The sequence below is a fragment of the Marinobacter sp. MIT930201 genome (genome assembly GCF_047122665.1).
Taxonomy (GTDB): Bacteria; Pseudomonadota; Gammaproteobacteria; order Pseudomonadales; family Oleiphilaceae; genus Marinobacter; species Marinobacter salarius.
Window position 1 is genome coordinate 1756701 of record NZ_CP138916.1, and the last position, 22747, is coordinate 1779447.

The following is a 22747-nucleotide window of genomic DNA, read 5'->3' on the forward strand; positions in this document are numbered from 1 at the left end:
GCCAGCTTTTCGGCTTTTCTACATTAAAAATGCATCTTCCCATTTATCTAGGACAGATATTCGCCTAATTCCACATTAATCTGATCTCGCAGTAACCCATACCCTTGAAAAAACAGGCTCGAAAAGGAGATCAGCATGTCGGAACTCACCTTTTACACCCACCCCATGTCACGTGGCCGCGTTGTACGCTGGATGTTGGAAGAAGTCGGTATCCCCTACACGGTAGAGACGATGGATTTCGGCCCGGACATGAAAACCCCGGAATACCTGGCCATCAATCCCATGGGCAAGGTGCCCGCCATCAAACACGGCAGCACCATTGTGACCGAGGTGGCGGCCATCTGCGCTTACCTGGCGGACCAGTTCCCGGACAAGAAGCTTGCCCCACCGGCTGCCTCTCCGGAACGTGGCGCCTATTACCGCTGGCTGTTTTTCATGGCGGGCCCTTTCGAGATGGCTACCAGTGCGCTGGCCCACGGCTGGAAGATCGACAGCACAAACGTGCAGGCCGTCGGTTGCGGCCGGGTGGAAGACAGTATCAACACGCTGGAGAAAGTGTTGGGCAAGAGTCCCTACATTTGCGGTGACACGTTTACCGCAGCGGATGTGCTGGTCAGCAGTTACCTGTGGTGGGGAACCATGCAGAAAAACATTCCGCCGAACAAGGTATTCCAGGAGTACATTCAACGCACGGAAAGCCGGCCAGCGGCCAAGCGTGCCAATGAGCTGGATGATGCCCTGGTGGAGTCGATGAAAGCTGTCACAGCCTGACGATCAGGCGGGAGCAGCCGGCGATACTGGGCACAATCCTCCGGGTACATTCAGTACCCAATCGCGGATAGCCAGTATCGTCGGGTCCTGCCGGCGGCTTTCCGGGTACACCAGGTAAAATGGTTTGCCTTCCAGCTCCGGTCCGAAGGGCTGCACCAGCCGTCCTTCGGCCAACTCATCCTCAATCAACGGCCGGCTCATCAACGCCACGCCCTGGCCACCTACCGCAGCGGAGATGGCGTGGGTTTCATCCGAAAACACCAACCCGGCACTGACATCCAACCCCGATATTTCCGCCTGTTTCTGCCAACCCGCCCAATCTATCGGGTTGACTATGGTCTGCTGGGGACGAAAGTGAATCAACGGATGGTTGGGCAGATCTTCAGGCCGTTTCAGCCCGAGGTAGGGGCTGCAAGCCGGTATAAACGTGTTATCGAACAGCTTCTCCGCGACCAAACCCGGCCAATGACCATCACCGTAGCGAACGGCGAGATCCGCCGTAACCCCGTCCAGGGCCACTGGTTCGTGTGAGGCGTGAATGCGCAGGTCAATGTCCGGATGGCTGTCCCGCAACATACACACCCAGGACAACAACCAGCGCACCGCCACAGCCGGCGTGGTCGACAGGGTCACCGCCTGTCGCGACGGCACTGCCTTCAATCGCTCGATGGCATTGCCGATGTTGTCGAAGGCGGTTTCCAGCACTTCCTGTAAGTCCCGCCCCTTAGTCGTCAGCACCAGTTGCCGGGGTTTACGAACGAACAGCTCCACCCCAAGCGCCTCTTCAAGCCCGCGAATCTGATGACTGATCGCCGTGGCGGTCACCGAAAGTTCCTGGGCAGCCTGTTTGGCACTCTCATGGCGGGCGGCGGCCTCAAAGGCTCGCAGGGCGGACAGCGAAGGCAAGCGGCGGGGATTCATGAATGAGCTCACCTCATCTATAGGCGAAAGAAATCATCGTTTGTGGCCCTCTAAGTATGACTTTAGGCTTAATTCACCGTCAACAACAGATGAATTTTCCTACAACCGAATGGAGCTCCACATGACTCATATCCTGCAACTCGACGCCTCTGCCCGCCCTGGCCGCGCCGGCATCCATGAACACGGTTCCCACAGCCGCAGCCTGACACACCAGTTTGTTTCCCGGTGGCAGGCCCAACGCCCTGGCGATACCGTGACCTACCGCGATATCGGTGGCACGCCCCCATCCTTCATTGATCAGCAATGGATACAGGCGGCCTTTGCTCCACCCGAAAAGCACGAGCCCTGGATGGACGACACACTGGCAGAAAGTGACCAACTGATCGATGAACTGGTCGCCGCGGACATCCTGGTCATTGGCGCGCCACTCTATAATTTTGGTATGCCAGCGGCTCTGAAAGCATGGGTGGACCTGGTTGTTCGTATGGGCAGAACCGTAGAGTATGACCCATCCACCCCAGAAGCCCCCTTCACAGCACTGCTAGCAGACCGCCCCCGCCACGCGGTTATCCTGTCTTCCCGTGGCGGGGCTGGATTCGAGCCTGGAGGGGAGCTGGCACATATGAATCACCTTGAGCCAGGCCTGACCACGGTGCTTGAGTTTATCGGCATCACCAATGTACATAGCATTGCCATTGAAAATCAGGAGGAAGGCGGCGAGGTGTTGGCGCAATCCGTTGCCGAGGCAGAACAACAGGTGGATGAACTGGTGCTGGCGTTGCAGGGAACACTCACCAAGGCGACACCTGCAATGACGTCATCATCACTGGTAGGCTCGGTGTAATCGCCAACAAGGACATTGCATGCTCTGCTTCAGCTATGGCTCCAACATGTCGCAACGACGACTCCAGGCCCGGGTTCCATCAGCCCGGTTCATAGCTGTCGCAGAGCTTCCAGCTCACCGGCTTCGCTTCCACAAATCCGCCAGCGACGGCTCCGCCAAATGCGACGCGGAAGAGACCGGCAACCCGGGGGACTGGGTGACCGGCGTGGTTTACGAGATTGATGATTCAGAGAAACCAGACCTGGACCGACATGAAGCTCTGGGGTTTGGCTACGATGAGAAGCAGGTTGAGCTGAAAACCGAACAAGGCACCCTGCGCGCCTGGATGTATTATGCCACCCGCATCAACAACTCACTTAAACCCTTCCACTGGTACAAGGACCACGTGCTCATCGGCGCCCGGGAAAACGGCTTGCCGGCGGACTACATTGCGCAGATTGAAGCCGTGGAGTCCATTGATGACCCCAAACCAGAGCGGCACGCCCGGGAGCTGTCGATTTACAGCAACACATAGGCTGCCGGCTTCTTTACACCCCCAACCGATCCCGCAACGCGTAATACCAGGCCCCTATTGCCGTCAAAGGTATCCGAAACGCCCGCCCTCCCGGAAACGGGTAATGCGGCAGGCTGGCGAAGGCGTCGAAACGCTCGGCCTGGCCCTGGATGGCCATTGCCAACGCCTTGCCCGCAACATGGGTAAAGGTTACGCCATGGCCGGAGCAGCCCTGGGAATAAAACACGTTGTTCTGCAGCCGGCCCATTTGCGGCAGGCGTGACAGGGTGAGCAAGAAGCTGCCGGTCCAGGCGTAGTCGATCTTCACATCGGCCAACTGCGGGAACGTTTTCAGCATGTTGGGGCGAATCAGCCGTTCGATGTTGGCCGGGTCTCGGGCGCCGTAGACCACACCACCGCCGTAGATCAGCCGCTTGTCGCCGGACAGGCGGAAGTAATCCAGCAGGTAGTTGCAGTCTTCCACGCAGTTGTCCTGCGGCAACAGGCGTTTAGCGACCTCATCGTCAAGCGGCTCGGTAGCGACGATCTGAGAGCCGCAGGGCATGGACTTGGCGCCCAGTTCCGGCACCAGTCCGCCGAGATAGGCATTGCCCGCCAGCACCACAAACGCTGCCCGCACTTCGCCTTGATCGGTTTTCACCGTGGCAGGTTGGCCATGAACAATGTCAGTAACGGCTGAATGTTCGTGGATCACGCCACCGAGGGATTCCAGGGCAGCCGCCTCGCCCAGGGCCAGGTTCAGGGGATGAATGTGGCCCCCGGTGTGATCAACCGCGCCGCCGACGTAGCGCTCGGTGCCAACCCGGGCACGAATTCCTTCCCGGTCCAGCAGTTCCAGATTCCCGTACCCGAACCGCCGCCAGAGCGCCTGTTGATCCTCCAGATGGCTGAGCTGCCGTGCGTTCAGGGCCGCGAAAATGCCACCCTCTTTAAGGTCGCACTGGATGCCGTAATCCCGTACCCGTTGACGAATGATCTGGCTGCCTTCAAACGCCATGGACGCCAAGTGGGTCAGGTGATCCGCTGTGGTCTGGCGTTCGATTGCGTCGAGGTCACGGCTGAAGCTGTTGACGATCTGCCCGCCATTGCGACCGGAGGCACCCCAGCCTACGGTAACTGCTTCGAGCACCACCACCCTGAAACCGGCTTCGGCCAGGAACAATGCGGTCGACAACCCGGTGTAACCAGCACCGACCACGCACACATCAGCCTCGCAAACGCCCTTAAGCGCCGGCCGTGTAGGGGCCGGATTGGCCGATGCCGCGTAAAAGGATGGAACAGGGGAATACTGGATCATGGAGTTGTGCCAAACGGGTTATCAAAAAGGGTTCTTTGGCAGGCAATGAAAAGGGCAATCCTGTTGCCCGCCGAACTCAGTCTATGCCGGCTTTCAGCCCACGGGAAGACACGTTCTTGTACCTATATGGAAGGCCGTCGACGCGGCTCAAACACCTGCTATGATGGCGCCATTCCTTTGCCTTCGAGGCCGCCATGTCTGACCCTGTATCCACCAATGCCATTTCCGGAACACCCACTAGCCAGCCCGAGTGGCAGGCAATGGCCGACACCCTCGCCATAGAGGGCCGCGCCTATGTAAAGGGCAGTTATCGCTGGGCGGTAAACGGTGAGACCTTCCCGTCCGTCAGCCCGATGGATGGCCGCGAGCTGGCTCAGGTGGCCAGCTGCGACAAGGCTGATGCGGACAAGGCCGTAGCCATCGCGCGAAAAGTCTTTGAGCGCGGCGACTGGCGGGAACTGGCACCGGCCAAACGCAAGGCAGTGCTGATTCGCTTTGCCGAATTGATCGAAGCCCACGGCGACGAACTGGCCCTGCTGGATACCCTCGACATGGGAAAACCCATCAGCCATGCCCGCACGGTGGACGTACCGGCCACCGCCCGTGCCATACGCTGGACCGCCGAAGCCATCGACAAGGTGTATGGGGAGCTCGCCCCCACACCCCACAACCAGATCGGCATGATTTCCAGGGAACCCATGGGCGTGGTGGCCGCCATCGTGCCCTGGAACTTCCCGATGATCATGGCGGCCTGGAAAATCGCGCCGGCGCTGGCCACCGGAAATTCAGTGATCCTCAAACCCTCGGAGAAATCGCCGCTCACCGCCATTCGCCTGGCGGCACTGGCCACCGAAGCCGGCATACCCGACGGCGTGTTCAACGTACTCCCCGGTTTCGGCCATACCGTGGGTAAGGCCCTGGCCTTGCACATGGACGTGGACTGCCTGGTGTTCACCGGTTCCACCAACGTGGCCAAGCAACTGATGGTTTACGCCGGCCAGTCCAACATGAAACGGGTGTGGCTGGAGGCCGGCGGCAAGAGCCCCAACATCGTGTTTGCGGATGCCCCGGACCTGAAAAAAGCCGCCGCCGAAGCCGCCAGCGCCATTGCCTTCAACCAGGGCGAAGTCTGCACCGCTGGTAGTCGGTTATTGGTGGAGGAAAGCATTCGCGCTGAATTCGTCGGGCTGATCCGCGAGGCCCTGACAACCTGGCGCCCTGGCCATCCACTGGACCCGGCCACAACCTGCGGCGCCATCGTCGACCAGGCCCAGCTTGATCGCATCATCGACTACATTGGCATCGGCCGGTCCGAAGGGGCGACCCTGGTGGAAGGCGGGCAGCGGGTGATGGCAGAGACCGGAGGGCTGTTCGTGCAGCCTACGGTGTTCGATGGGGTGAACAACCGCATGCGCATTGCCTCGGAGGAAATCTTCGGGCCGGTGCTCTCGGTGATCGGCTTCACCACCGCCGAGGAGGCCATCGAGATTGCCAACGATTCCATCTATGGGCTCGCTGCCGCCGTGTGGACCTCCAATATCAATACCGCCCACAAAGTGGCCAAGGCACTGCGGGCCGGCAGTGTGTGGATCAACCACTACGACGGCGGCGACATGACCGCACCGTTCGGCGGTTTCAAGCAGTCCGGCAACGGGCGCGACAAGTCCCTGCATGCATTCGACAAGTACACGGAACTGAAGGCCACCTGGCTGGTGCTTGAATAGTTCCCACGAAAAACGGCGCCCTGTGGCGCCGTTATCGGATGACGGGAAGCCATTAAACCGTATGCAGGTACCAGAGGTATTCGAGATCCGAAATGGTCATCTCGAACTCGTTCAGTTCGTTCTCTTTGCAGGCGACGAACACATCCAGAAACTCCCTGCCCAGATACTCCGCCATCACCGGCGACTGACCGAGCTCCCGCAACGCATCCCGCAGGTTATTCACCAGACTGGCTTCGTGCTGTTCGTGGGCATTGCCCACGGTCACGGGCGGTGGCTCGATGCGGTTGGAAATACCGTAGTGAATGCCCGCCAACACCGCCGCCATCAGCAGGTACGGGTTGGCATCAGCACCCGCAACGCGGTGCTCAATCCTCAGCGCCTCGGGATCTCCACCCGGCAGGCGCAGGCTGGCCGTGCGGTTATCCACGCCCCAGGTCGCCGCACTGGGCACGTAATACTCCGGGCTAAACCGGCGGTAGGAGTTGATGTTGGGGCAGAACAGCGCCATGGCGTCGTTCATGGTGGCCACAAGCCCACCAACGGCCCAGCGCAGCATGTCGTTAGGTTGCTCGGCGTCGCCGGCAAATACATTGCGCCCTTCCCCATCAATCAGGCTGACATGCAGGTGCATGCCGCTACCCGCCTGGTTGTGATACGGCTTGGCCATGAAGGTGGTGTCCATCTCATGGTCGTAGGCCATATTCTTGATCAGGCGTTTGAGCAGGGTGGCGTGGTCGCAGGCCTGCACGGCGTCATCCACGTAATGCAGGTTCACCTCAAACTGGCCAGGGGCGGATTCCGCCACCAGGGCGTCCGCCGGCAACTCTTGTTCATGGGCCGCATCCAGCACATCCGCCAGAAATTCCGCGTATTCATCCAGGTCGTCAATGGAGTAGGCCTGGGTGCCCGCCGGGCGCTTGCCGGAAATGGGCGACTTGGGAGGCTGGGGTCGGCCGGCGAGGTTTTCCTGGTCGATCAGGTAGAACTCCAGCTCATAGGCCGCCACCGGCGTCAGGCCCAGTTCTTCAAACCGCTTGACGATGTTCTGCAGCACCACGCGCGGGTCCGCAAAAAACGGGGTTTCGCGATCCAGTTCATACATCGTCAGCAGCAGTTGGCCAGTCGGCCGCTTCTGCCAGGGCTCCACGGTGAGCGTACCGTCGATGGGCAGGCACACACGGTCCGCCTCACCGATATCCAGGCCCAGACCGGTCTCTTCCACGGTAGTGCCCTGGATATTCAGGGCAAAGATGGACGCCGGCATCGCGATGCCCCGCTCAAACACCTTGGGCAGGGTTGAAGGGTCCACGCGTTTACCGCGGACAATGCCGTTCATATCCGGGATCAGCAGGTCAATAAACTGCAGCTCGGGGTGTGCCTGAAGGAATGCGTCAGCGCTCGCAAAACCAGAACCCATAAGGTCAGCCTTTCAAAACTCAAACAGGCCTGTGGCGAGGGGCCGGCACAGGAGATTTTCAAGGCTCCTTTATCCTGCTTTCCGGGGCAATTTGCAAGATAGGGACATACCACAGCGCGCCTAGTCATCCTGCTCCCGAATCTTGCCTTCGCGAATGTTCTCACGGGCTTCCTGGTGCTCGTCGCGGTCCGCTTCCGGAGCTTCGTGCTCATCCGCTCTTGAGGGGCGGAAGCACAGCGTGGTCAGTATCGGGAAGTGGTCGGAACCAAAGGGGGCGAGTCTTTCAATTCTGCCCAGCGTAAAATGCTCGGTGGTGAAGACGTGGTCCAGCGGCCAGCGCAGGTACCAGCGTTCGGCGTGAAAGCTGTTGAACATGCCCCGCCCCCGACGCGGGTCCAGCATGCCGCTGACGCGGCAAAACAGCCGCGTGGTGCGGGACCAGGCCACATCGTTCAGGTCACCGGCGACAATGGCGGGGTAACCATCTTTATGAATCTGTTGGCCGATCAGTAGCAGTTCGGCATCCCGCCACAGGGACTCCTCACTTTCACTGGGTGCCGGTGGGCGCGGATGCACCGCGTGCAGTTTCACACGATCACCCGAGGGTAACCTCAGCCAGCCGTGGATCGAAGGGATATCGTCCTGAATCAGGTAGCTCACCTCGGCCTCTTCCAACGGCAGCCTCGAATACAGATGCATGCCATAGAGGTTGTCCAGCGGCACGCGAATAATGGTCGGCCAGTCACCAAAAGCCGCATCCAGCTGATCGCCCCACCACTGATCCGATTCCAGAGTCAGCAACACATCCGGCCGGTGTTCCTGGACCTGGCGAATCAGCCCCTCGCTGTTGCGGTTGGGCGTCAGTACGTTGGCAATCATCAATGTGACACAGCGGTCTTCCTGGCCGGGCTCCGCTGATTGCACCTGCAGGGGCCATAACCGTGTCCACGGCAAAATGCGATACAGCTGCAACGCAAGCACCACCGCCAATATCGCAAGCACCCACTTTTGCAGGCCATCGTTCTCCAGCCATAGCGCTGCGAACGCCACCAATACCGCCAGGCTGACAATCTGAACACGGGGGAACTCACAGGCACGGATCCACCAGTCATGAAGGCGCACTTTGCCGAGGACGGTCACCGCGAGCAGGGCGATGGCCAATGTCAGCAGGGTATAGTCGATCAAACAGGCCTCCGAGACAGAGTCGTATATCTGTACCTACACCATAAACGATTGACACAACTTCTGCTGGACGACCTGATCATCGCCAGCTTTGTCTCTGGCCCGGGGCCGACTACACTGCCAGTGACGGAGCGAGGAAAAACGAAAAAAGGAGTTAACCCTTGGATCTTGCCCAGGCTTCATTGCAATTCGATGCCGCTCTGGCAGACTTTGCCCGCGCCCGCAGCGCGTCACCACAAGCCTCCAGCCTGGGGCTGCTGGAGCGTGCGCGCCTTCTAATGACGCTGCCGGGAGGTTTCGATGTCCTGTACCGTCGGGTTCGCGCTCTGGAATCCGCCGGTATATTCGGCACCAGTGACTGGTCTAAACCTGCCACCCTGCAACCTGCCCTGGCCAAGCACTCACTGCGGGAAGCCGGTGCGGTTACCACCGTTGTCGAGGCGATCAGCGAAATACGGCTGCTGGCGGTGGTGCGCGGTGACTATTTTCACCCTGGCATTTCCTCCGAGCAGGCCCGGCATTTCCTCACCCAGGTGATGGCCCTGAACCTGGACCTGCTGTCTGGCACTCTCACCGAAGCGGACCGCGAACGGCCCAAACAACTCGGCCCCCTCGTTCTGGGGCTATACCAATACCTGATATCCCACCTTGGCTACGAAAACCTGATGGACAGCCTGGTGGCTGAGGTGTGGCGCCTGCTGGAACAAGGGCCCGTGCAGGTGGACAGCATCTGCGACATGATTGGCCAGATCGCCAAATGCCTGTATGACCCGGAACTCAACACCACCGGCACCGCCGACGCCACCCGCCTGGTGAGAGCTCTGTTTGCACCCACTCCCGGTAGCCGTGAAGATCCCGGATTGGACCTGTACCAGCTACGCCTGGCCAAAATGGACGACGTTGAGCTCTCCGCGGAAGCCAGTGCGTTTGCCCGCAATATGCACGATACCGGGCTGGCGTCGCCCTATCACGCGGTGTTTTTGCGGTTTCTGCGCACCAGCGACGAGGAAGATCTCATCCCCACCGCCCTGGGGCTGACGATGACCGGGCTGGATGATTTTTATTGTTACAACCAACTTGTGGATGCGCTGATTGATGAAGCCATCCATCCGGAAACCTGCCAGGCTGTCTATGGACTGACCATGATGCTGGAGCGGGGTTCGCTCTTCACCCCACCGGTTGCGCAGGCCCTCTGGCGGCAGATCAAACTCAGATTATCGACGGAAACGAAACAGGTCCTGTCGGAGGCCTTTGGTGATGCAGTACCACCGGGAGTATTTCTGCTCGCTGGTGTACTCAACCTGTTGGGCCAGCCACTGGGCGTGGGCCAGGGCAACAATCCCAGTTGCCAGTCCGCTATAGGACTGTCCATGTGGGCCGCCAACGAGGCCGATTACCTGCTCCAGGTACTCACCTGGGCAGCCCGCGACAACGAGGTACTGAGTCGGTTTGAAGGTTGGGAAGTGTCATCCAAGAACCTGGAGCCGGGCCTGGTCAAAGATACTCCGGTGGATGTGGATCCGGTTTCACTGATCCTGATTCCCCATCTGGACCGGATATACGGTGAGATGTGGCGGCGCTGCGAAGACCGTAACGACGACGCCCATCGCTGGATCAACCCGGAATTCTATGGTTGGTGGGTAAGCCACGGCTTCAAGGTGGTGGCCGATATCCACACTGGGGAAGTCACTGACTACGACGATTTCATCCGACACTTCTACGCCAGCTATCACCCCTACTACAACGGCAACATTCCGGTGATTCACCACCAGCCTGCCGGTATCGCCGTTACCGACAGCGCCGCCCGCTTCGTCGGCCGACATGCCATTACTATCCTGCGAGTGGCCCTGAGCCCCAGAAACGAAATGCGGGTGTACTTCTTCAACCCCAATAACGACAGCGGCCAGGACTGGGGCCAGGGCATCACCTGCTCAACCCGGGGAAACGGAGAGATTCGGGGTGAGGCATCCCTGCCGGTGGCGGAATTCACATCCCGCCTCTATGTGTTTCACTACGACACCCTGGAACTGGGCGACCTGGCAGCCATACCCGAGGCCGAAGTGGCCCGGGTCATGGCGTTGGGGTATGGCAGTTGGGCGGCCAGCGACGATTAGCTCATGTTCTTGCGCATGAAGTTCTGGATCTCACCCACAATACCCGAGCGGAAAGCCATCACCGTCAGCACGAAGATACCGCCAAGAATGGGATCTACCCAGTCACCCAGCGGCCCCTGGGCCAGCTGATATTCCAGGTTCACCACGAAAGTGGCGCCGACCACCGGGCCCAGCAACGTGCCGGTACCACCCAACAGAGTCATCAGGATGACTTCGCCGGACATGTGCCAATGAGCGTCGTTGAGAGACGCAAGCTGGAACACCACGGTTTTCACCGATCCGGCCAGGCCGGCCAGGCCTGCGGAGATCACGAATGCGAGGAGCTTGTAGCGATCCACGTTGTAGCCAAGGGACACCGCCCTGGGCTCGTTCTGCTTGATCGCCTTGAGCACCTGCCCGAAGGGCGAGCCGACAATGCGCTGCACCGCCAGATAGCCTCCCAGGAAGACCGCCAGCACGAAATAGTACATGGCGTAGTTGTTACTCAGGTCAACAAAGCCGAACAGGTGGCCGCGGGGTACGCCGTGCATACCGTCCTCACCACCGGTAAACGGGGCCTGTACGAAGAAGAAGTAGACCAGTTGCGCCAACGCCAGGGTGATCATCGCGAAATAGATTCCCTGGCGGCGAATGGCCACAACCCCGAAGCCGAGCCCCAACACCGTTGCCGCCGCTGTGCCCACCAGAATCCCCATTTCGGTCGTCAGACCGGAGAAATTCGAGAGCAGGTAACCGGTGGTGTATGAGCCCGCCGCCAGGAACGCAGCGTGCCCGAAAGACAGCAGGCCGGTGTAACCCAGCAGGAGGTTGAACGCCACTGCGAACAGGGCGAAGCACAGGATTTTCATCAGGAACACGGGGTACATCACCGCCGGTGCCAATAGGAGCAGCGCCAGCAGCACAAGATTCAAAATCTGCTTCTTGCGTTGCTCGGATTTCTGCTGCTGAATAATGCTTTGCTGGATATCTGTCTGCGTGGTTGCGTTCGCCATGACTATGCCTCCTTACCAAACAGGCCCGACGGGCGAATCAACAGAACAACCACCATCACCAGGAAGATCACGGCTGCCGACCCTTCCGGGTAGAACACTTTGGTGAACCCTTCTACTACCCCCATCATCAGGCCGGTAACGACGGCTCCGGCGATAGAACCCATGCCGCCGATGACGACCACAGCAAACACCACGATGAGTATGTTGGAGCCCATTACCGGCGATACCGAATATATGGGTGCGGCAAGCGCACCGGCGAAGGCGGCGAGCATGACACCAAAACCGTAAGTGAGGCTGATCAGCAGTGGCACATTGATGCCAAACCCCTGCATCAGCTGGGAATCTTCCGTGCCGGCCCGCAGGTAGGAGCCAAGCCGGGTTTTCTCAATCATGAACCAGGTTGCGAAGCACACCAGCAAGGCAGCGACGATCACCCAGGCTCGATAGTAGGGAAGGAACATGAACCCGAGGTTCATACCACCTCTGAACACCTCCGGCATGGAATAACGCAGGCCAGAAACGCCGTAAATATTGGTCAGAACACCTTGAAGGATCAGTGCAATCCCGAAGGTCAACAACAGGCTGTAGATGTGATCCTGGCCCGCGATGCGGCGCAACAGGAAGTACTCCAGCAGAATGCCGAAACAGCCAACAATCACGGGCGCGACGAAAAGCGCTACCCAGTAGTTGACGCCGAAGGCATCAAAAATCAGTACGGTACACATGGCACCGAGCATGTACATGGCGCCATGGGCGAAATTAATGATTTTCAGCAGGCCAAATATAACCGCCAGGCCGAGGCTCAGCAGAGCATAAAAGGCGCCATTGATCACCCCGAGCATCAACTGGCCAGACAGCACGGCCACGGGGACTCCCAGAATCTCGGTCATGTTACAAACTCCAAAAGCAGCGCAACTGATCATTCACAAGTTGCGTGTCTGCAGGTCAGTGGCCGCCCCGCGCCAGTACTGTTGGATAGCGCGGGACGGCCCAGTCGGTCAGAACATCAGTTTTGGGTTACGAGCTTGCATTTGCTCTCGGACAGCGGGCGATAGGCCTCGTCCCCTGGGATGGTCCGTACGATGTCATACAGGTCCCACTCGCTCTTGGACTCCTCGGGGGTTTTCACTTCTGCCAGGTACATGTCGTGGACCATGCGGCCGTCCTCACGAATGATGCCGTTCTTGGCAAACATGTCGTTGATCGGCGTATCCATCATCTGCTTGCGTACCGTTTGGGCGGCATCCGAACCGGTGGCCTTCACAGCGTTCAGGTACTGGATGGCGCTGGAGTAAATACCGGCGTGAACCATGGTGGGACGAACGCCGGTTTTTTCCATGAAACGGTCAGACCAGGCACGGGTTTCGTCGTTCATGTCCCAGTACCAGCCGGTGGTGAGCTGAATGCCCTGGGCAGACTGAGCACCCAGTGCATGAACGTCGGTCAGGAACAACAGCAGCGCTGCCAGGGTCTGGCCGGACTGGGTCAGGCCGAATTCACCGGCGGTGGTGATGGCATTGGTGGTGTCTGCACCTGCGTTTGCCAGAGCCACCACGTCAGCGCCTGAGGACTGCGCCTGCAGGATAAAGGAGGAGAAGTCAGAGGTCGGGAACGGATGACGCACCGCCTGCATCACTTCGCCGCCATTTTCTTCCACCACGCGGGTTACGTCCCCTTCCAGGGCGTGCCCAAAGGCGTAGTCAGCGGTCAGGATGAACCAGCTCTTGCCACCTTCTTTAACCACCGCGCTTGCCGTACCGTTGGCCAGCGGGTAGGTGTCGTACACGTAGTGGATATGGTTCGGCGTGCAGTGCTCGTTGGTGATGCTGGACGCGGCAGAACCGGAGACAATGCCCAGCTTGTCGTTTTCTTCCAGGATGTTGCTGACGGCAATGGTGACCGAAGAGGCAACCAGGCCGGCAATCAAATCAACGTTCTCGTTCTCCACCCAGCGCCGGGCAGTGCTGGAGGCGGAATCCGGGCTGTTACGATCATCCGCGCTGACCACTTCGATCTTGGCGCCATTGACCGTGCCACCGAAGTCGGCAATGGCCATTTCCAGGGCTGTCTGGCCATTGGGGCCGGCCAGGTCACGATAGGTGCCGGACATGTCGGCCAGGTAACCGATTTTAACGGTGTTGTCGGATATCTCAGCCTGGGCAGCACCCACAAACATGGCTGATGCAATCGCTGATGTCAGAAGCTTTTTGGTGATTGTCATTGTTGTTTCTCCGCTACTGTCTTTGCGTTGGTTTTCGGGTTTCGTTCTTATTGCTCTTGTTGCACTCTTTATTTCACTCTCATCCCCAGGCCTTACACACCCAGGTACTTGTCCAGCATCGACTGCTTGGCCTCAAGCTCGTCGGCGCTGATCTCCTCCACAATCTGGCCGTGTTCCATCACATAGTGACGGTCCGCCAGGGGTGCGGCGAAATGGAAATTTTGCTCAACCAGGACAATGGTCAGGCCTTTTTCCTTCAGCTTGACCAACACCTCGCCTAGTGTTTCAACGATGACCGGAGCCAGGCCTTCGGTGATTTCATCCAGCAACAGCATGTTGGCGCCCGTTCTCAGAATCCGGGCCATGGCCAGCATCTGCTGCTCACCACCCGATAGTTTGGTGCCAGGGCTGGTACGGCGTTCGTACAGGTTGGGGAACATGGAGAAAATTTCCTCCAACCCCATGCCGCCACTTCGGACGACCGGCGGAAGCGTCAGGTTTTCCATGACATTGAGTCCGGAAAAAATGCCCCGGTGTTCGGGGCAATACCCTACTCCCAACCTTGCAATGTGGTGAGGCGCACACGTCATGGTCTCCTCACCGTTAATCATGATCGAGCCGGTGCGGCGGCCCACCATATTCATAATCGCTTTCAGGGTTGTGCTGCGCCCGGCCCCGTTGCGGCCCAGAAGGGTGACCAGTTCCCCGCGCTGAACCTCCAGATCAATGCCATGGAGAATGTGGGACTCGCCATAGAACGCGTGAAGCCCGGAGATTCGTAGCTGTTCGTAGTCTTTCGAGTGGGCCTGGGTCATTCCGCCGCCTCCTGCTTCTTGGTGGCCGTGCCGCCCATATACACCTCACGCACACGGGGGTCATCGGACACCTGTTGGTAGTCGCCTTCGGTGAGCACGGCCCCCTGTGCCAGCACGGTGACCCGGTCGCACAGTTTGCTGACCACACCCAGGTTGTGTTCCACCATCAGCACCGTGCGGCCTTGAGCGGCCTTGCGCACCAGTTCAACGACCCGCTCCACGTCTTCACTGCCCATTCCCTGTGTGGGCTCATCCAGCAACAGCAGCTCCGGCTCCATGGCCAGAGTGGTGGCCAGCTCCAGGGCGCGTTTACGACCGTAGGCGAGTTCGACGGTGGTGGTATTGGCGAATTCAGTCAGCCCCACACTGTCCAGCAGTTCCATGCAACGCTCATTGAGCTTGTTCAGGGACTCGCCGGATTTCCAGAAGCGGAAGGAGTTTCCTTCAAAGCTCTGAAGAGCGACGCGAATGTTCTCAAGCGCCGTCATATGGGGAAAAACCGCAGAAATCTGAAAGGAACGGACCACCCCTTTGCGGGCAATGGCCGCCGATTTCATTGAAGTGATGTCCTCACCCTTGAACAGGATTTTGCCTCGGGTAGGAATCAGGAATTTGGTGAGCAGGTTGAATACCGTGGTCTTGCCCGCGCCATTAGGGCCGATCAGGGCATGTATGTGGCCACGCTGCACCTTCAGGTTAACGTCATCGACCGCCACAAAGCCCTTGAACTCTTTGACGAGGCTTTGGGTCTCCAGAACGAACGGGTCACTCATGAGCCATTCTACCTTTGTTATTGTTGTGCGTTTATACTGTGTACAGAGTAGATTGACGTCTACGTAAACGTCAACCTAAAATCGTACTTTTTTGGCCAATCGCCATTCGCAAAAAATCACTGACCAACGTCAGCGCCTGGGCAGGCTGCTGCAAGTGGGGCGAATGCCCCGTGCCAGCCATGAACACCGGTTCAGCCCAATGCCCGATACCCTCCACAATCCGGGTCACCTGCTCTGGAACGCCATATTCATCATCGTCCCCTTGAATGATCATAGCCGGGCAACGAATGGCGTCCAGCCAAGGGCCAAAGTCCATGGACTCTTGAAATCCCTCATCCAGCCAGACGTCCTGCCAGGCGTAGAACAACGCATCAGTGCGTTCGCCGTGATGGCGCAGTAACTTCTCGCGAATACCTTCTTCCAGGTAGCGACGGCGCATGTCGCGGATACCAGCCAGGGTGAGGTGATCGGCCCAGGTATGGGCGGCCATGGTGACCAACCCTTTTACCCGCCCTTCCAACGCTGCTGCGGCAATCAGGGCAATGGAGCCGCCATCGCTGTGGCCCACCAGAATCACCTCATCAATCGCCAGTGCATCCAGCAGCCGGGGCAACCACACGGTGCCTTCCTGCTCCAGATAATCGTAGGGACGGGGCAACGGCTCGTCACTGGAGGCACCGTAACCACGGCGTTCATAAATCAGCGCATCGAGGCCCGTGGCCTCCGCCAACTGGCGCGGAAACTGCTTCCACAAGGCAATGTTGCCCAGGGATTCATGCAGGAACACCAACACAGGCCCGGTACGGTCACCGTGGCTCAGGCGCTGGGCCTGAACCCTGACGCCCTCACCCAGGGAAACCGAAAGATTGCTGACGTTCATGCCGTCACCGCTGCGCCGGAATCGCGTAGGTGATGGTGGCATGGGCAACCGGGTCTTCCAGGCCGTCGGAGAGAATGTAGACCTCACCCACTCCGCTGGTCTTGCCGACTCTCAGCATGCTGGCCCGCGCCCGGATCGGGCTGTGGGCCACGGGCTTGCGCAGGAAGTTGATGTTGAGGTTACTGGTCACCGCCAGCGGCACCAGGCCGATTTTTCCCAGCAGTGCGGCATACAGGGCCACGTCCGCCAACGCCATCATGGCGGGGCCGGACACCGTGCCGCCGGGGCGCAGATGCTCTTCAGCAACCTCCAGCTTCATTTCGGCCCAACCGTCGCCCAGTTCCTGCAGGGTGCCGTAGCGGGCACCCTGGGGAAACTGTTCGGCGAGGAAGGCCTGCAACTCCTCGAAGGTGACAATCATCCCTGTTTCTCTTCCTTCGCCTGGTTACGCAGAACAAAGCGCTGGATCTTGCCACTGGGGGTTTTCGGCAGCTCATCCACGAATTCAATTTCACGGGGATAGGCGTGAGCGGAAAGGCGATGGCGAACCAGCTCCTGCAGCTCGTCCTTCAGGGCCTCTTCGCTTTCAGGCTCCTGGTCACCCTTGATAACCACATAAGCCTTGATAATAGAGCCCCGCTTTTCGTCGGGCTTCGCCACCACACCAGACTCGGCCACCGCCTTGTGCTCCAGCAGGGTGCTTTCCACATCGGCCGGGCCCACACGGTAACCAGCAGTGGTGATAATGTCATCGTCACGGCCGCTGAATGAGAAGCAGCCACCGCCGTGATTCACCACCATATCGCCGGTGAGGTAGTAGCCATTCACGAACGGGTCTTTTTCGCCCCAGGTGTAGCCGTCGAAATGGAACAATGGCGAGGCCTTCACATCCACTGCCAACTGGCCGATCTCACCTTCGCCCACAACTTCATTCTTTTCATTAAGGGCAACGACTTTGTGGCCAGGAGAGGAATAGCCCATGGAGCCCTGGCGTACCGGGTGATCAAGGCCATGGAAGTTACAGCAGGTCATACCCGTTTCGGTCTGGCCATAGTGGTCCTTGACCGGGCAGAAATGACGCCGCTCAATCCAGTTCACCACTTCCGGGTTCAGCGGCTCGCCGGCACTGCTCGCCACCCGCAGACCAAGGTTCTCACCTTCCGGAAGAACGTGGTCATTGGCTTTCAGCAACCGATAGGCAGTCGGGGCCGCCGCCAGGTTGGTGATCTTGTACTTGCGGATCATGTCGTAGGTGGTTTCCGGGGTAAACGCGCCCGGGTTGAAATGGGTGGCATGCCCCATCAGCAACGGGCCCACCACGGCGTAGTAAAGACCGTAGGCCCAGCCCGGATCAGCCACGTTCCAGAACACATCATCGTCCCGCAGGTCGATGGCATATTTCATGTACACGTAAAACGCCAGCAACGCCTTGGCAGGAACCGCAACACCCTTGGACTTACCAACCGTACCCGAGGTAAACATCTGCAGGAACGGATCACCACCCTTGATCAGTACCGGTTCAAACTGGCCAGACTGCTCTGCCAGTGTCTTTTCAAAGTCCGGGATATCGCCACTGACTTCGGCCGCGCTCACGCACACCACAGGTGCGCAGTCCTTAACCTCGGTAAGTTTCGGGTAGTTGACGGGGTCAGTGACCACCAGCTTGGTGCTGGCGCGCTCGAAACGATACTCGATGGCACCAGGGCCAAAGGCGGTGAACAGCGGCTGGTAAACGGCACCGGCGCGCAGGGCACCGGCAATCACAATCAACAGTTCCGGGCTGCGGGGCAGCAGGGCGGCCACTCGGTCGCCCTTGCCGATCCCGCGGGAGGCTAGGTAGTTCGCAAAACGGGCGGACTTCTCTTTCAGCTCGGCAAAGGTCAGTTTGCCGGAACCGCCGTCGGCTTTCTCGTAATACAACGCGACCCGCTGGGGGTCGTCGGCCCACTTGTCGCAGATTTCCGTACAGACGTTCAGGCCGTCACTCAGGCTGCCCTCCAGGATCTCGGCTTCGAGGCTGGCGGGATCGAAATTGTCATAGACCGATTGGTACTCCGGGAGGCTCATAATCCAGTCCTTTTGTTGTTGTAGCGAATTCTGATCTCAATGTGTAGCACAGGCTATAGTTTACGTAAAGGTAAACTTTAAGCTAAAAATAAACGCCTCCAAAACTCAAAGATATGAGCGTAAAGCCCCAGCCCTGACCGTTCTGGAGGCGCTGCCTGCTCAGCTCTGCTCGCGGTAATAGAACTTCTGGATACTGGAGAAATCCAGCCCGCCGTTACCCTCGTTGGCATGGAGTGCAAACAGGTTCCGGGCCAGTGACCCCATGGGAATGGGGGCCTGATTCTTGACGGCGTTATCGAAGGCCAGGCCCAGGTCCTTGTTCATCAGGTTTACCAGAAAGCCACCTTCGTAGTTGCGGGACGCCGGCACACCTTCCATCACACCCGGCCAGGGGTTGTAGACATTCAGCGCCCAGTTGCCGCCAGAACTCTGCTTCATGATTTCCGACAGTACCGCAGGGTCCAGGCCGTTCTTCACACCCAGGGCCAGGGCTTCGCTGGTGCCGCTCATGAGAATGGCCAGCAGCATGTTGTTGCAGATCTTGGCAATCTGCCCGGCACCGTGAGGGCCAGCGTGGAAGATGTTCTTGCCCATACCTTCAAGAATGGGTTTGGCGCGCTCGAACGCGTCCGCCTCACCACCACAGATAAAGGTCAGCGTGCCCGCCTTGGCGCCACCAACACCGCCGGAGACCGGCGCATCCATAAAGGTGATACCGGCCGCCACAGCTGCTTCGGCCACACCTTTCGCGGTTTCCGGTGCGATGGTGGAGGAGTCGATCACCAATGTGGTGGACGGCAGGTTTTTCAGCAGGCCGTTGTCGCCCAGATAAACCGCTTCCACGTGCTGGCCCGCAGGCAGCATGGAAATCACCACCTCGGCACCCTCCACTGCTTCCTGAATCGTCGCTGCAGATTTCGCACCTTCGCTGGTGAGCGCCTTGACCGCCTCGGAAGACAGATCAAACACCGTCAGGTCGTGTCCCGCCTTAACGAGGTTGGCGGCCATAGGGCCACCCATGTTGCCAAGACCGATAAATGTGATAGTCGCCATATTGTTGTTCTCCATTTTTGATCAGTGTTGGTCTGTTCGGTTTTGTTCAGGGCTCGATAAAGAATCGGTCGATCCATTCCGGGTCCACGCTCTTCAGTGTCGGGAAATGCCAGCGTGGCTTCAGGTCCTTGTCGATCAACAGTGCCCGGACGCCCTCGGCAAACTCACCCATCTTCAGGCAGCGTTTCGATATTTGAAGCTCCTTGTCGAAAACCTGGGACAGGCTGTCGTGCAAGGTGTCGTGATAGTGTTGCCAGGTCAGAGTCAGGGACGCCGGCGACGCCGCCGCGACCGTCTTGACCGCCTTGATCAGCCAGGGATCTTCGCCGGCGTACTGGCTCAGGTTATCCACCACATCTACCAGCGAATCGCCGTCGGTAAGGGCCTGGATCACATCAAAGTGCTCGCGCACCACGGCCTGCGGCATTGCCTCGCGGGAGCCCTCCTCGAATCTGCGCAACACTTTGCTGACAGCGGCATGGGCGCCACCCTCAAGGCCGGCAAAGCCCGACTGCTGCAAGGCCTGCTTGACCTCCTCGCGCATGTCGTGGCGAATAAACCGATCGGCCAACCCGGTAAACAGCGCATCAGCGCCGTTCATCCGCGCCCCGGTCAGCCCCAGGAACAAACCGATCCGGCCCGGCATTTTGTTGAGGAACCAGCCAGCGCCGACATCCGGGTACAGGCCGATACTCACTTCCGGCATCGCCACACGTGAATGCTCCGTCACCACGCGATGGGAGCCGCCAGACATCAGGCCGATGCCGCCGCCCATCACCACGCCATTGCCCCAGACAATAAAAGGCTTGGGATAGGTGTGAATCTGGTAGTCCAGTTCGTATTCGTCGGTGAAGAATCTATCCCCTTCACTGACGGCACGACTGTCAGAGCGCGGCTCTGTCATGTCGCGATACAGAGCCACAATGTCCCCGCCGGCGCACAGGGCCTTGTCGCCCTCGCCTTCCAGCCACACGGCGCCGATGGTGTCGTCCGCGGCCCACTGGTCCAGCTTTGCCTTCAACAGGTGGATCATCTCCAGCGACAATGCGTTCATGGCGCGCGGAGCGTTCAGCCGTGCCACACCAATGCGGCTACCGCCAGCGGCTTCCAGTTCCTCAAAAATGACTACTTGATCGCTCATACCATTCACTCAGTAATCCGGCCCGATTTATCGATGCTTTTAACGGTTTTTCCATTCCGGCGTGCGCTTTTCAAGGAACGCATTCACGCCTTCGCGCTGGTCTTCGGTGCTGAACAGTTCGATAAACAGTTCCCGCTCCATTCTCCAGCCATCGTCGTGGCTGCGACCGTCACGGGCGCTCATCACCAGGGTCTTGCAGCGGGCAACAGACGACGGGCTCTGCTTGCCGGCCATCTCCGCCAGCTCCAGCGCCTTGTCGAGGGCTGCGCCCTGCGGCACCACTTCCTCCACCAGCCCGATGCTCTGGGCCTTGTCGGCCTTGATACGCTCACCACACAGGATCATGCGCTTGGCCCAGCCTTCGCCGACCAGCCAGGGCAGGTTCTGGGTGCCACCGGCACAGGGCAACAGGCCAACGGTGGCCTCTGGCAATGCCATCTGGGCATGCTCCTCGGCAATGCGGATGTCACAGGCCAGGGCACACTCCAGGCCACCCCCCATGGCATAGCCGTTCACGGCCGCAATTGACACGCCACGGAAGCGAACCAGGGCATCGAATGCCTGACCAAACGCCTGCGCCATGACACTTGCGTTACCAATGTCGCCATCGGCGAAGGCCTTGAGGTCGGCACCGGCGGAGAAAAACTTTTCGCCCTGGCCAGTGACCACCAGCGCAAAGATATTGCGATCGGCGTTGAGCGCCTCAATCGTCTCTTCCAGCGCTTTCAAAGAAGCCTTGGTCCAGGTATTGGCCGGTGGATTGTTAATGGTGATGATCGCGGTGTGACCGCGTTTTTCCAGCTGAATCAGTTCGCTCATGTAAATTCTCGCCTTTTGTTAGTTGGCAGAAGCGTTTATTGAATAGCTTCAGCGACACCAGGCTCCAGTAGCCGGCGGGCTACGATCAGCCGCATGATTTCGTTGGTGCCTTCCAGAATCTGATGCACCCGCAGGTCGCGTACGTAGCGCTCCAGCGGATACTCGCGGATATAGCCGTAACCACCGTGGAGCTGAAGTGCCTCATTGCACACCTCGAAACACGCATCGGTGGCGAAGCGTTTGGCCATGGCGCAATGCAGGGTGGCTTCGGTATCGCCCTGATCAAGCCGGTAGGCCGCCAACCGAACCATCTGGCGCGCGGCCACCAGGTTGGTTGCCATGTCCGCCAGCTTGAACTGCAGCGCCTGGAAGCCCGCCAGGGCCTGGCCGAACTGCTCGCGTTCGTGCATGTAATTGCGCGCGCGCAGCAGCGCCGCCTGGGCACCACCCATGGAGCAGGTGGCAATGTTAAGGCGCCCACCATCCAGGCCTTTCATGGCGATCATGAAGCCCTGACCTTCTTCGCCCAGCCGGTTATTTGCCGGCACGCGCACGTTCTCGAAGGTAATCTGGCGGGTGGGCTGGCTGTTCCAACCCATTTTTTCCTCGGCCTTGCCGTAGTGGATACCGTCGCTGTCAGCGGGCACCACAAAGGCACTGATCCCTTTTGGGCCACTGCCGGGTTCGCCGGTACGAGCCATCACCACCAGCATCTGGGTGGCGCCGGCGCCGGAAATAAACACCTTGCTGCCATTCAGTACATAGCTGTCGCCGTCCCGTGTGGCCTTGGTGCGCAGGTTACCGGCGTCAGAGCCGGCACCCGGTTCCGTCAGGCAGTAGGAACCCAACCATTCACCACTGGCCATTTTCGGGGCGATCTGTTTCTGGATATCGGCATTGCCAAACTGCGCCACCATCCAGGTCGCCATGTTGTGGATGGTGATGTAGGCGGCCGTGGAAGGACAGGCAGCCGCCAGTTCTTCCACGATCACGCTGGTATCCAGCCGCGACAGCCCCATGCCGCCCTGGGCTTCCGGCGTGTAAATACCGCAAAAGCCCATCTCACCGGCCTCGCGAATCACTTCCACCGGGAACACATGCTCGGCATCCCATTTGGCAGCGTGAGGCGCCATGGCCTTTTCCGCGAAGGCCCTGGCGGCCTCGCGGAAGGCCAGCTGATCTTCAGTCAGATCAAAGTTCAT

The 22747-nt window shown here is 59.3% G+C and carries 21 protein-coding genes; 5 read left to right on the forward strand and 16 right to left on the reverse strand.

All coding sequences use genetic code 11. From position 1 onward, the window contains the following. Positions 1-135 precede the first annotated feature (135 nt). On the forward strand, positions 136-771 hold the full coding sequence (locus SIC19_RS08215; protein ID WP_127402293.1) for a glutathione S-transferase family protein: 636 nt from the start codon (positions 136-138) through the stop codon (positions 769-771). 3 nt (positions 772-774) lie between these two features. Here the strand turns inward: SIC19_RS08215 and gcvA are convergent, their stop codons facing one another. Next, positions 775-1692 (reverse strand): transcriptional regulator GcvA, encoded by a 918-nt coding sequence (gene gcvA / locus SIC19_RS08220; RefSeq protein ID WP_127402294.1) that lies wholly within the window; start codon positions 1690-1692, stop codon positions 775-777. Between the two features lie 121 nt (positions 1693-1813). Between gcvA and SIC19_RS08225 the strand changes: the two genes are divergently transcribed. Together SIC19_RS08225 and SIC19_RS08230 are read left to right on the forward strand one after the other, a co-directional pair. After that, positions 1814-2536 carry an FMN-dependent NADH-azoreductase gene (locus SIC19_RS08225; RefSeq protein ID WP_127402295.1) on the forward strand — a complete coding sequence of 241 codons (723 nt, stop codon included), beginning with the start codon at positions 1814-1816 and terminating at the stop codon, positions 2534-2536. 19 nt (positions 2537-2555) lie between these two features. Then, positions 2556-3050, forward strand: coding sequence for a gamma-glutamylcyclotransferase family protein (locus SIC19_RS08230; RefSeq protein ID WP_127402296.1), 495 nt, complete (start codon positions 2556-2558; stop codon positions 3048-3050). A 13-nt stretch (positions 3051-3063) separates the two neighbouring features. Here SIC19_RS08230 and SIC19_RS08235 read toward each other — a convergent pair whose 3' ends face one another. After that, positions 3064-4347 carry an NAD(P)/FAD-dependent oxidoreductase gene (locus SIC19_RS08235; protein ID WP_127402297.1) on the reverse strand — a complete coding sequence of 428 codons (1284 nt, stop codon included), beginning with the start codon at positions 4345-4347 and terminating at the stop codon, positions 3064-3066. Between the two features lie 260 nt (positions 4348-4607). Between SIC19_RS08235 and SIC19_RS08240 the strand changes: the two genes are divergently transcribed. Beyond that, on the forward strand, positions 4608-6071 hold the full coding sequence (locus SIC19_RS08240; protein ID WP_412535606.1) for an aldehyde dehydrogenase: 1464 nt from the start codon (positions 4608-4610) through the stop codon (positions 6069-6071). 52 nt (positions 6072-6123) lie between these two features. On the opposite strand, the gene SIC19_RS08245 is transcribed toward SIC19_RS08240, so the two are convergent. Together SIC19_RS08245 and SIC19_RS08250 are read right to left on the reverse strand one after the other, a co-directional pair. Further along, on the reverse strand, positions 6124-7488 hold the full coding sequence (locus SIC19_RS08245; RefSeq protein WP_127402299.1) for a glutamine synthetase family protein: 1365 nt from the start codon (positions 7486-7488) through the stop codon (positions 6124-6126). 120 nt (positions 7489-7608) lie between these two features. Beyond that, positions 7609-8673 carry an endonuclease/exonuclease/phosphatase family protein gene (locus SIC19_RS08250; protein WP_127402300.1) on the reverse strand — a complete coding sequence of 355 codons (1065 nt, stop codon included), beginning with the start codon at positions 8671-8673 and terminating at the stop codon, positions 7609-7611. Between the two features lie 158 nt (positions 8674-8831). Between SIC19_RS08250 and SIC19_RS08255 the strand changes: the two genes are divergently transcribed. Beyond that, the gene (locus tag SIC19_RS08255) at positions 8832-10784 is read left to right on the forward strand and encodes a hypothetical protein (protein ID WP_127402301.1); all 1953 of its coding nucleotides are present in this window, start codon (positions 8832-8834) and stop codon (positions 10782-10784) included. Here SIC19_RS08255 and SIC19_RS08260 read toward each other — a convergent pair. The 12 genes from SIC19_RS08260 to SIC19_RS08315 form a co-directional block, all read right to left on the reverse strand. Next, positions 10781-11776: a branched-chain amino acid ABC transporter permease gene (locus SIC19_RS08260; protein ID WP_041333636.1), complete on the reverse strand. Its 996-nt coding sequence runs from the start codon at positions 11774-11776 to the stop codon at positions 10781-10783. The two genes, SIC19_RS08255 and SIC19_RS08260, sit on opposite strands and share 4 nt — an antisense overlap. Before the next feature lie 2 nt (positions 11777-11778). Then, positions 11779-12666 (reverse strand): branched-chain amino acid ABC transporter permease, encoded by an 888-nt coding sequence (locus tag SIC19_RS08265; protein ID WP_075195407.1) that lies wholly within the window; start codon positions 12664-12666, stop codon positions 11779-11781. A gap of 116 nt (positions 12667-12782) precedes the next feature. After that, a complete protein-coding gene (locus SIC19_RS08270) occupies positions 12783-13997 on the reverse strand; it encodes an ABC transporter substrate-binding protein (protein WP_036202482.1) in 1215 nt (404 codons plus the stop codon). A 92-nt stretch (positions 13998-14089) separates the two neighbouring features. Then, positions 14090-14812 carry an ABC transporter ATP-binding protein gene (locus SIC19_RS08275; protein WP_036202479.1) on the reverse strand — a complete coding sequence of 241 codons (723 nt, stop codon included), beginning with the start codon at positions 14810-14812 and terminating at the stop codon, positions 14090-14092. After that, positions 14809-15585 (reverse strand): ABC transporter ATP-binding protein, encoded by a 777-nt coding sequence (locus SIC19_RS08280; protein WP_036202477.1) that lies wholly within the window; start codon positions 15583-15585, stop codon positions 14809-14811. The genes SIC19_RS08275 and SIC19_RS08280 overlap by 4 nt, the downstream gene beginning before the upstream one ends. A gap of 70 nt (positions 15586-15655) precedes the next feature. Beyond that, the gene (locus tag SIC19_RS08285) at positions 15656-16465 is read right to left on the reverse strand and encodes an alpha/beta fold hydrolase (RefSeq protein ID WP_127402302.1); all 810 of its coding nucleotides are present in this window, start codon (positions 16463-16465) and stop codon (positions 15656-15658) included. Positions 16466-16469: 4 nt separating this feature from the next. Continuing rightward, complete coding sequence (locus SIC19_RS08290; protein WP_036202471.1) at positions 16470-16886, reverse strand: PaaI family thioesterase; 417 nt, start codon at positions 16884-16886, stop codon at positions 16470-16472. Then, complete coding sequence (locus SIC19_RS08295) at positions 16883-18532, reverse strand: AMP-binding protein (protein WP_036202470.1); 1650 nt, start codon at positions 18530-18532, stop codon at positions 16883-16885. The genes SIC19_RS08290 and SIC19_RS08295 overlap by 4 nt, the downstream gene beginning before the upstream one ends. A 159-nt stretch (positions 18533-18691) precedes the next feature. Then, positions 18692-19585: a 3-hydroxyisobutyrate dehydrogenase gene (gene mmsB / locus SIC19_RS08300; protein ID WP_036205549.1), complete on the reverse strand. Its 894-nt coding sequence runs from the start codon at positions 19583-19585 to the stop codon at positions 18692-18694. 46 nt (positions 19586-19631) lie between these two features. Next, positions 19632-20726 (reverse strand): enoyl-CoA hydratase/isomerase family protein, encoded by a 1095-nt coding sequence (locus tag SIC19_RS08305; RefSeq protein ID WP_036202467.1) that lies wholly within the window; start codon positions 20724-20726, stop codon positions 19632-19634. Between the two features lie 39 nt (positions 20727-20765). Continuing rightward, positions 20766-21545: an enoyl-CoA hydratase gene (locus SIC19_RS08310; protein WP_127402303.1), complete on the reverse strand. Its 780-nt coding sequence runs from the start codon at positions 21543-21545 to the stop codon at positions 20766-20768. A gap of 35 nt (positions 21546-21580) precedes the next feature. Beyond that, a complete protein-coding gene (locus SIC19_RS08315; RefSeq protein WP_041333630.1) occupies positions 21581-22747 on the reverse strand; it encodes an acyl-CoA dehydrogenase family protein in 1167 nt (388 codons plus the stop codon).